Origin of the sequence: Methylocaldum sp. (assembly GCF_039794385.1) — a bacterium.
GTDB lineage: Bacteria > Pseudomonadota > Gammaproteobacteria > Methylococcales > Methylococcaceae > Methylocaldum.
The window spans coordinates 1-10,190 of sequence record NZ_JBDIVO010000157.1 but is presented as its reverse complement, the minus strand read 5'-3'; the positions used below and the strand labels follow the sequence as shown (position 1 = coordinate 10,190).

Sequence of the window (10,190 nt, the reverse complement as noted above, 5' to 3'; positions counted from 1 at the left end):
CTTCGCTTGACGGTGCCGATTTTTCCGCGCGGCGGAGTTTTGCGCGTTCGATAGCCTCGATGATTTCCGGCGACTTTCCTGTTCCCAGGTTCTCTTTCTTCCGCTTCGCGGCTTCCGCGCGCTCGCGCTTCTCCTGTTCCTTTCGAGCCTGGCGCGACTCGAAACGAAGGCGCGCATGATCGGCCTTTTCGCGCTCGCGCCGCTTGGCGATGGCCTTGCCTTTCGTGGCGCGGAAATGTTGGACGAGCGGAATGTGGCTGGGGCATACGACATCGCAGGAGCCGCACTCGATGCAGTCGAACAGATTGTAATCCAGCGCCCGTTCGATCTGGTCCGAACGGCCGTACCAGTAAAGCTGCTGCGGCAGCAGGTTCACCGGGCAGGCTTCGGCGCAAGCGCCGCAACGAATGCAGGGCAGGGATCGCTTTTCGCCGATCAGTTCGTTGCGGCCGGCCACCAGTATGCAGTTGGCCGATTTGGTCAAAGGCAGATTATCAGTCGGCACGTCAAAGCCCATCATCGGTCCGCCTAGAACGAGCCGCTCGGCTTCGTTGGTATAGCCGCCGCATTGTTGGATGAGATCGGCGAAAGGCGTACCGATCCGAGCCAGAACATTCTGTGGCTGTTTTACGCCGCGGCCGGTTACCGTCACAATTCGGGAAATCAAAGGAGTACCGTGAACGACGGCGTTATAAACCGCTGCGGCCGTTCCGACATTCTGGCAGACGATACCGATGTCGGCCGGAATGCCGCGCGTCGGTACTTCGCGGCCGGTCAGCACGCTGATCAATTGTTTCTCGCCGCCGGTGGGATAAATGGCGGGAACGCGCACGAGCTGAATAGCCTCGAAACCTCCGCGCTGCTTCGCCTTCTCCAGTGCGGCCAGCGCGTCCGGCATATCGTCTTCCACGGCCAGGAGACAGCGTTCCGCCTTCAGGATTTGGAGCAGGATTTTGGCGCCTTCCAGCACGTGGTTCGGATAGTGGCTGAGCAGGCTGTCGTCGCAAGTGATGTAGGGCTCGCATTCCGCGCCGTTCAGAATCAGCGTGTCGACCTTGCGATCGCTGCCCGGTGCCACCTTGACCGAGGTAGGGAACGCGGCTCCGCCAAGGCCGACGATTCCGGCTTCGTATATCCTGCGGCGCAGTTCGTCGGGAGAACACTGCCGGTAATCCTCTATGCCGGCGAAGTCCATGGCGGCATCCTCGCCATCGGTCTCGATGACGATGCACGATCCAGTCAGGCCGGACGGGTGGGGCAGAGGCAAGTCTTCGATCTTCCGGACGATGCCGGAACTGGAGGCGTGAATCGGCGGATAGAACGGGTGGTCGTCGCGGGCGATGACTTGGCCTTTCAGAACCCGGTCGCCCGGCGCGACGACGGGCTTGGAATCTTCGCCATTCCGCTGTTGCAGCGGAAAAAGCAGCCTTTCCGGTAAACGCGCGACGGCGAGCGGGGCTTTGCAGGACTCCTGCTTATGGCCATCCAGATGAAGGCCGCCATGGAAGTTCCAGAGTTTGAACAAGTTCATTGACCCACTGCTTTGGGTTCGGGCCATCGCCAGGTGGCCAGGGTTTCCTTAACGGGTTCCATGCGGATGCAATCCACCGGGCATGGCGCCACGCACAGTTCGCAGCCCGTGCATTCCGACGCAATGACCGTGTGCATGTGCTTGGCTGCGCCGAGGATCGCATCGACGGGGCAGGCCTGAATGCAAAGGGTGCAGCCGATGCATTTGCTTTCATCGATGATGGCAACGGACTTCGGTTTTTCGATGCCATGTTCGGCGCTCAAAGGCTTTGGTTCGACGCCCAGCAGATCGGCCAGCGCGATAACGCCTTCCTCGCCGCCCGGAGGGCACTGGTTGATGTCCGCATCGCCCCGCGCGATGGCTTCTGCATACGGGCGGCAACCGGGAAAACCGCATTGCCCGCATTGCGTTTGCGGCAATACGGCGTCGATTTTATCCACCAAGGGATCGCCCTCGACCTTGAAGCGCCGGGCTGAATAGCCCAGGATCAAGCCTAATAAAGCGAACAATGCGCAAACGACGAATACGGCCAACATGGATGAAACCGGATCAGCCCTTGACGAGGCCGGAGAATCCCATGAAAGCCATGGAAATCAGGCCGGCGGTAATCAAGGCGATAGCGTTGCCGCGGAAAGGTAAAGGAACATCGGATGCGTCTATTCGTTCGCGAACCGCTGCGAACAGAACCAAAACCAAGGTAAAGCCGAGAGCGGCACCGAAACCGTACAAAAACGACTCGATGAATCCGTGCTGAGACTGGACATTCAGCAGCGCAACGCCAAGCACCGCACAGTTGGTGGTAATGAGGGGCAAAAATATGCCCAGCACTTGATAGAGCAAGGGGCTCGACTTGCGTACGAACATTTCGGTGAATTGCACCACCACGGCGATGACGACGATGAAGACGATGGTGCGGAGATATTCCAGTCCCAGAGGGACCAGAAGATATTCGTTGGCGAGATAACTGCTCACCGAAGACAGGGTCAGTACGAAGGTCGTCGCCAGACCCATGCCCATCGCAGTCTCAAGTTTTTTGGATACGCCCATGAAGGGGCAAAGCCCGAGAAACTTGACCAAGACGAAGTTATTGACCAGGGTCGTGCCGACCAGGATGAGCAGGTAATCCTTCATTAAGGAAAAATCGGGGAAGTGGGTCGTGATTTGGAGGACGGAATTTTAAAGAAAAGCAATAACTTGTCAAACCATAAAACCGACTGAAATACTTTGTTTTTGCGGGACGTCGGCCATTACGGCATTCGGAGTAAGAGACGAGATCATTATTTAGGTTTTGTAAGGATAGCTCACGATAAGTTCACCGGGATGGTGCGCTGAGCCGAGAGTCGTGAAATGTCCCAATTTCGGAGTGCCCAATCGAGGACATCGTCCGTTTTTGCCGATTGCAAATCCGGAGGCGGGTTTTGGTTTAAGAGGGTCAACAAGCTAACCAAGGTCGATGATGGATTTTGCCCATCCACGGGATCGGCGTAGGTCTGTTTGCTCAGTTTGAGTCCCATTTGATCTAGGAGAACCGGAACGTGCGCGTATACCGGAGTGGGCAATCCGAGTAGCCGCTGCAAATAAATCTGCCGGGGCGTGGAGTCGAGCAAATCGACGCCCCGAACCACTTCGGTAATGCCTTGTTCGTCATCATCGAGCACGGTTGCCAAATGGTAGGCATAAACTGCATCGCGCCGGAAGACGATGAAGTCTCCGACGTCGTTCGCCAGATTCTGTGTCACTGGTCCCTGGAGCATGTCCTCGAACGTTACCGCAGCGTTTTCCGTTATGACGCGCAAGGCATGAGAGTCGGTCACAGGTTTCTTGTTCCTGTTCCGGCAGAACCCCGGGTAAATCGATGCGTCCGTATTTCCGTCAGAGAACGACGCAAGGTCTTTGCGCGAGCAGGTGCAGGGATAAAGGAGCTCTTGATGATCGAGCCGCGCAAGTGCGGCTCGATAGGCCTCCAAACGCTCGCTCTGATAGAGGATAGGCCCGTTCCAGTGCAAACCGAATGTTTCCAGGGTGCGAAGAATCCGGTCTGCTGAATCGGCAATGGTGCGAAAAGGGTCGACATCGTCGATTCTCAAATACCATTCGCCTTGCTGCGATTTGGCTTGGAGAAAACTGGCGAGAGCTGTGTAGAGGGAGCCTAAATGCAGGGGGCCGGTAGGCGATGGCGCGAAACGGCCCCGGTATTTTGGCTTAGAAGAGGTCGTCGAGAATTGGGTGTCGTTCAAGTCCGAGGATGAATGGACCAAAGATTAGCCGACTTGCTTTTCCCGGATTTCATCCAGAGTCTTGCAGTCGATGCACTGGGTCGCCGTCGGCCGCGCCTCGAGGCGCCGCAGGCCGATTTCCACGCCGCAGGTCTCGCAATAACCGTAATCGCCACGCTCGAGATTTTCCAGGGATTCTTCGATCTTTTTGATGAGTTTCCGTTCCCGGTCGCGGGTACGCAGTTCCAGGCTGAATTCGGATTCCTGCGTCGCGCGGTCGTTCGGGTCCGGGAAATTAGCCGCTTCGTCCTGCATGTGATGCACCGTCCGATCGACTTCCTTCATGAGTTCCGCCTTCCAATTCTGTAGAATGCGACGGAAGTGCTCGACTTGAGCCTCATTCATGTATTCTTCGCCTTCCTTGAGCGGGTAAGGCGTGAAGCTGAAAGGTGTCACATGGGTATCGGCTTTTTGGGCGCTGGACATCCGTAAACTCCTAAACCAAGTTCAAAAACCGGATATTACTAGCAGACAAATCGCGGTTCTGCAAGATGGCCGGCGTCTGCTAACGAGATTGCTGGGACACTTTAAGGCGATTCCGCCGTGTTACGGATGCAAAAATGATGATTTCGAATCGTATGGCTGGCATACAGCCCTTCTACGTGATGGAAATTTTGTCGCGTGCCAATGCATTGGAGCGCCAGGGGCGGGACATTATTCATATGGAAATCGGCGAACCGGATTTTCCGACGCCTCCGCTGGTTATCCAACACGCGACCGAATTCATGCGCCGCGGAGAAATAAAGTATACGCCGGCTGCCGGGCTGCCCGAGCTTCGCGAGGCTATATCGAAATATTACCGCGACCGCTACGGCGTATATGTCGCGAGTGAACGAATCTTTGTCACTCCAGGCGCCTCGGGCGGCTTTCTGTTGGCGATGGGATTGCTGCTTAATGAAGGCGACGAGGTTCTGTTGGCGGATCCTGGCTATCCATGTTATGCGAATTTTGTTCGACTTTTTGGTGGCACTCCTTCGTTGGTTCCCGTAGACGCGTCAACGTGCTTCCAGCTCAATTCGGACGTCCTGTCCGCCCACTGGGACAGCCGAACAAAGGGCGTTGTGATCGCATCGCCCTCGAATCCCACTGGAACCGTAATGCAATCGGATGCGTTGAAGAGACTCACCATTGAATTGGAGCGGCGATCGGGGTTTTTGATATCAGACGAGATCTATCACGGACTCGAATATGACGAGCCTTCACCGACGGCTCTATCGCTCTCGGATCGGGTTTTCGTGGTCAACAGCTTTTCGAAATATTTTGGCATGACAGGCTGGCGGGTCGGCTGGCTTGTGGTTCCTGCCGACTACATCGAAAGTGCCGAAAAACTTGCACAGAACATTTTTATTTCTACGCCCGCCCCTTCACAATATGGCGCCCTGGCTTCCTTTACCGAAGCGAACTTACAAGAATTGGAGCAGCGACGACGCGTTTTTCAGGAAAGAAGAGACTTTCTTTGTGAGCAGCTGCTGAACATTGGATTTACATTAAACACCATCCCAAATGGTGCTTTTTATGTGTACGCTGATTGCCGCCAGTTTACGTCGAATAGCTTTGATTTTGCATTGGATTTGTTAGAGGAAACCGGCGTGGCGACAACTCCGGGTAAGGATTTCGGAAAAAATTCGCCCGAAAGTCATCTTAGATTTTCGTATGCGGTCACTCTTGAGCGATTGGCTGCGGCTATAACTCGGATAAGACAGTTTGTGCAGCGCTAAATATGCGACGCTAGACTGTGTAATGAGATATTTTAAATATAAGCTGTTGAATCAATCGGTTAGCGCGCCTCCTGACTGACGTGATATCGATCCTCTGGGTGAAATCTTCAGTCTCAAGGGCGCGCAACAGCTATGCTAGACTTTGTTTGCTCCCTGAGCCGGCGAGATGGGGCGCCGCATTGTAAATTGAGAGCGAAGAGCACAGGCTTTTGGTGCTTGCATCAGACCCGACGTTCCACAAAACCGCGCCGCTTAAACAAAACAAATGTTGGTTTTATGTCATAGTTTCGGCTGATCTTGTTTCACCTCGGGTTTCGTAAGCGAGCTGTTTTAAGAAAAAGCTAATTGGGGATAGATATTATGCGTCTTTTTAATTATGGAGCTTTGTGCGGAATTTTATTCTGCGCCTCTTTACTCGTGGGATGTGCTCCACTCGCGCCAAACGTAGACCCGCCCTCGGAATATACCTACATCATTGGGCCAGGCGACAGCATTGAAATGTTTGTCTGGGGAAATCCCGAAGTATCTCGCACCATACCGGTTAGACCGGACGGAAAAATAAATGCCCCTTTAGTTGAGGAACTGCCTGCATCGGGCAAGACACCCTTTCAGCTCGCACGCGATATCGAAAAGGAATTAGCGAAATATATTCGAAACCCGCTAGTAACCGTAATTGTGAGTAATTTTGTCGGTCCTTACAGCGAGCAAGTTAGAGTTGTTGGACAAGCTGCAAAACCCCAGGCGGTACCTTACAAAGAAAATATGTCTCTGCTCGATTTAATGATTTTAGTTGGTGGGGTTACCGATTATGCGGCTGGCAACCGGGCTACAATCGTAAGGACATTAAATGGTGTAAAGCAGCAACTTAGAGTTCGTATCGATGATCTGCTCGAGGATGGCGATATCACGGCTAATGTAAATATTCTACCAGGAGATGTTTTAATTATTCCGGAAGCTTATTTTTAGCCTGTTTCGCATAGGAGCTAATTTCCATGCATGAACTAATCGCCGAGGTTCTCGGTCATATCCAAGGCGCAACCCGTTATAAGTGGCTTTCTATTGCTTTGGCATGGGTAATTAGTCTTGCGGGTTGGGTTTTTGTCGCGCAAATGCCTAACAAGTATGAGGCAAGTGCGCGCGTACATGTGGATACTCGCTCTGTTTTGCGTCCTCTGCTTTCCGGCTTGGCTATTCAGCCAGATGTTTCCGGCCAAATCCGATTAATGTCGAAATTGATGTTCAGTCGCCCAAACTTGGAGAAAGTGGCTCGGATGACCGACTTGGATTTAGGCGCGAAGGATGAAGCATCCATGGAAAAGTTAGTCAGTCACCTGCAATCGGCTATGAGCATTACTGGCGGAGAAAATAATCTATTTACGATTAGCGCAGAAGACCAAAATCCAGCGGTAGCAAAGAAGATTGTTCAGGCATTATTAACTATTTTTGTTGAGCAAACACTCGGAGAGTCGCGGGAAGATTCAAATTCTGCGCAGAAATTTCTGGACCAGCAGTTAAAGGAGTATGAAACACGTTTGCAAGCCGCTGAGAAGGCAAGAGAGGATTTCAAGCGAGCCAATTATGGATTGTTGCCGGAGCACGGGGGCGACCTTTATGGACAGCTCGGCACGCTTAACGGACAGCTCGAGGAGGCTAAGATGGCTCTGCAAGAGGCTGTCTATCGGCGCGAAGAAATGCAGAGGCAGCTGGATGAAGAGGAGCCGTCATTCACGGATTTTGGGAGCCAAGTTGCAGCAAGTCCTTTGGATACGCGTATTCAAGCGTTGCAAGCTCGATTGGATGAATTGTTGCTGAAATACACGAAGGGACATCCCGAGGTTATGGCGATTAAAAAGAGCATAGTCGAATTGGAACGGCAGAAAAAAAAGGAAGAGGAGGAGGCCGCATCGGAAGAAGATACCAGTTCTGGCATGGGGGGCGAGACAAATCCGGTTTTTCAACAGAAGAAAATTGCGCTTGGCGAGGCGGACGCTAATGTCGCCTCCTTGAACTCACGAGTCAAAATCTTCGAGGAAAAGATAGAGAACCTGAAGAAACAAATGGATGACCGTTTAAAAGTGGAGACTCAGTTGCAGGGTCTCAATAGAGATTATGCAGCGATTAAGGAAAATTATGATGCACTCCTGAAACGGCGCGAGACAGCGAGAATGTCGGAAAGCGTAGAGCAGAGCACGGATAGCGTTAAATTCAAGATTGTCGACCCACCTCAAGTACCTACGAAACCTTCTGCTCCCAATCGCATTCTATTATCGGTTGGGGTTTTCGCGGCAGGTATAGTGGTGAGTATAGGGTTGGCTGTGTTTTTGGCGCTGCTCCGGCCGGCATTCAATACCATGAATAAAGTTCGAGAGGTTACAGGACTGCCTGTACTTGGCAGCGTTTCCATGAATTGGATTCCGGAAATTAAGGAACGGAAATGGCGTGAGTTTCTAGCTTTTACGGCTGTATTTGCCATGTTATTCGTAGTATTCGTTGGGGTAATCTTGCTGGAAATTAGGGGTTATCATCTTCCGTCCTTCATTTAGTCGGGGGCAGCCACGTGAGCATTATTGAAAAGGCACTTAATAAAGCGTTAGAGCTCGAGCAGTCTTCGACTAATAAAAAGGCGGATCAACAGAATTTTCCCGAAAGACTGGAAAACATTGAGGCGGCCGAGCCAGTCCCCGAGCCAACCAGGAAAGCTACTGCCGAGGCCAGTAAAATACATTCGATCGGTTGGAGTCACCTGCGGGAAAAAGGGATGCTCGGGCCTGAGATGGCTTATAGTCAGATAGCGGAGGAGTATCGCCTAATCAAACGGCCGCTTTTGATGAACGCATTCCCGGATGGTGATAATGGTCTCAGCCGTGCGAATCTGATTCTCGTCACCAGCAGTGTTCCCGGCGAGGGGAAAACCTTTACGGCCGTAAATTTGGCGCTCAGCATAGCGATGGAGCGGGATAAAACCGTACTGTTGATAGATGCTGACGTGGCGAAACCATCGATAGCTGAATTACTCGGGATCCCTGCGAAGATAGGATTGACCGATCTGCTTCAGGATAAATCGATCCGTTTTTCCGATGTCTTGATCAAAACGGATATTCCCAACCTCACGCTGTTGCCGGCAGGTAAATTGGATCGCCATTCCACCGAGCTCTTAGCTAGTGATGCGATGAAACGACTAGCCAATGAATTATCTGCCCGTTACCCGGACCGGGTAGTGATTTTTGACTCTCCGCCATTGTTGGCTGCTAGTCAAGGCTCCGTTTTAGCCACGTTGGTTGGGCAGGTCGTCCTGGTAATTGAGTCGGAATCAACGCCCCAATACATTGTTCAGGAGGCCATTTCCAAATTAGAGTCCTGCGAGGTCATTGGCTGTGTATTGAACAAGACCAAAAAGGGATTTGGATTCAGATATTATGGCTACGGGTACGGTTATGGGTATGGATCTTATGGTCAGCAGAGAACTGATGGGTGACCCAGCGTCCATGCCAAGTATTAGGAAGATCGGTCAAGGTATAGCCGTTCTTCCTTTTCTTTTTCCGTTGGCCCCTGCCTTCGCCGTGGATTGGCTTGTAACTCCCAATTTAACTGCGCGAGGAATATATTCCGACAATATCAATTTGTCCGGTAGCGGACAACGGTCTAGCAGTTCGGCGGGGCAGAATGGCGATGATGCATTCGTGACTGAGTTAAGTCCTGGCGTATCAGTCCGGCGCCGGGGCCGAAATCTATTTAACTTGGATTATCGCATGCAGAATCTATTCTATGCGGGAACGGATACAGATCCGCGGATCAATAACCAACTTCAAATGAATTCGACTACCGAGCTGTGGGATAATTCGGTATTCATCGATTCTACAAGTACGATTGGGCAATACAATAACTCGACTACTGGCCGTTTTGCGTTTGATAATGTCTCGCAAACTGGCAATACCAGCGATTACAGAACTTTTCGAGTCAGCCCCTATTGGAAGCCGCACTTGGGCGGTTATGCAGAAGGTACTGCCCGTGTCACGTACAGTAACATCGGCGGAGGAAACTTCGATTCGAATATTTTCGAACAAAGAATAGATTTGCGTAGTGGCAACTGGTTCGATTCGCTTACCTGGCGTGCCAACTTTTATAATCAAGAAAACACGCGTGACAATGGTGTCGGAGGCGCCAGCGCTACAGGCGACGTAAAATATCGAAACTACAATGGCGAGTTGAGATACCGTCTCTCCAAGGAATTCAGCCCGTTTATTCAGGCAGGACGTTTCGAAAACGATTTTTTAGGTCAGACAAACATTTCGGGGGCTCGAAACGGGGGGTATTGGACTGCGGGACTGGCTTGGACGCCGAGTGCTAAATTAGCTGTACAAGGCGGGTGGGGTAGCAACAATCATTTCATATCTGTGGCATGGGAGCCGAGCAAAAGAACTACGTTTCAGATCATCTACCGCGATAGCGACATAGGTGGGGCTTATGGTGGAGGTGGTTTCGGCGGGTTAGGCTACGGCGGAGCGGGTTTCGGCGGAGCGGGTTTCGGCGGAGCGGGTTTCGGGGGAGCAGGTTTCGGCGGAGCAGGTTTCGGCGGAGCAGGTTTCGGCGGAGCAGGTTTCGGCGGAGCAGGTTTCGGCGGAGCAGGTTTCGGCGGAACAGGTTTCGGCGGAACAGGTTTCGGAG

10 protein-coding genes are annotated in these 10,190 nt (G+C 52.4%); 5 read left to right on the top strand and 5 right to left on the bottom strand.

The annotated features are described in order from the left end of the window. From rsxC to dksA, 5 genes are all read right to left on the bottom strand, one after another. A partial coding sequence (rsxC, locus tag ABJK70_RS13890) for an electron transport complex subunit RsxC (protein WP_347258264.1) occupies positions 1-1,531 on the bottom strand: 1,531 nt, incomplete at its 3' end. Next, positions 1,528-2,067: an electron transport complex subunit RsxB gene (gene rsxB / locus ABJK70_RS13885; protein ID WP_077732348.1), complete on the bottom strand. Its 540-nt coding sequence runs from the start codon at positions 2,065-2,067 to the stop codon at positions 1,528-1,530. The genes rsxB and rsxC, both read right to left, overlap by 4 nt. A 13-nt stretch (positions 2,068-2,080) precedes the next feature. Then, a complete protein-coding gene (gene rsxA / locus ABJK70_RS13880) occupies positions 2,081-2,662 on the bottom strand; it encodes an electron transport complex subunit RsxA (RefSeq protein ID WP_077732349.1) in 582 nt (193 codons plus the stop codon). A gap of 170 nt (positions 2,663-2,832) precedes the next feature. Then, on the bottom strand, positions 2,833-3,768 hold the full coding sequence (gene gluQRS / locus ABJK70_RS13875) for a tRNA glutamyl-Q(34) synthetase GluQRS (RefSeq protein WP_156881057.1): 936 nt from the start codon (positions 3,766-3,768) through the stop codon (positions 2,833-2,835). 24 nt (positions 3,769-3,792) lie between these two features. Beyond that, positions 3,793-4,233: an RNA polymerase-binding protein DksA gene (dksA, locus tag ABJK70_RS13870; RefSeq protein WP_077732350.1), complete on the bottom strand. Its 441-nt coding sequence runs from the start codon at positions 4,231-4,233 to the stop codon at positions 3,793-3,795. A gap of 134 nt (positions 4,234-4,367) precedes the next feature. Between dksA and ABJK70_RS13865 the strand changes: the two genes are divergently transcribed. The 5 genes from ABJK70_RS13865 to ABJK70_RS13845 form a co-directional block, all read left to right on the top strand. After that, entirely contained in the window at positions 4,368-5,525 is a 1,158-nt protein-coding gene (locus tag ABJK70_RS13865) for an aminotransferase class I/II-fold pyridoxal phosphate-dependent enzyme (RefSeq protein ID WP_347258263.1), read from the top strand. Positions 5,526-5,870: 345 nt separating this feature from the next. Then, positions 5,871-6,491, top strand: a complete 621-nt coding sequence (locus ABJK70_RS13860; protein WP_347258262.1) for an XrtA/PEP-CTERM system exopolysaccharide export protein — start codon at positions 5,871-5,873, stop codon at positions 6,489-6,491. 26 nt (positions 6,492-6,517) lie between these two features. Continuing rightward, positions 6,518-8,068, top strand: a complete 1,551-nt coding sequence (locus ABJK70_RS13855) for an XrtA system polysaccharide chain length determinant (protein WP_156881046.1) — start codon at positions 6,518-6,520, stop codon at positions 8,066-8,068. A gap of 14 nt (positions 8,069-8,082) precedes the next feature. Next, on the top strand, positions 8,083-9,000 hold the full coding sequence (locus ABJK70_RS13850) for an XrtA-associated tyrosine autokinase (protein ID WP_077732354.1): 918 nt from the start codon (positions 8,083-8,085) through the stop codon (positions 8,998-9,000). Beyond that, positions 8,942-10,190: TIGR03016 family PEP-CTERM system-associated outer membrane protein (locus ABJK70_RS13845; protein WP_347258261.1), on the top strand; the 1,249-nt coding region annotated here is incomplete at its 3' end. The genes ABJK70_RS13850 and ABJK70_RS13845, both read left to right, overlap by 59 nt.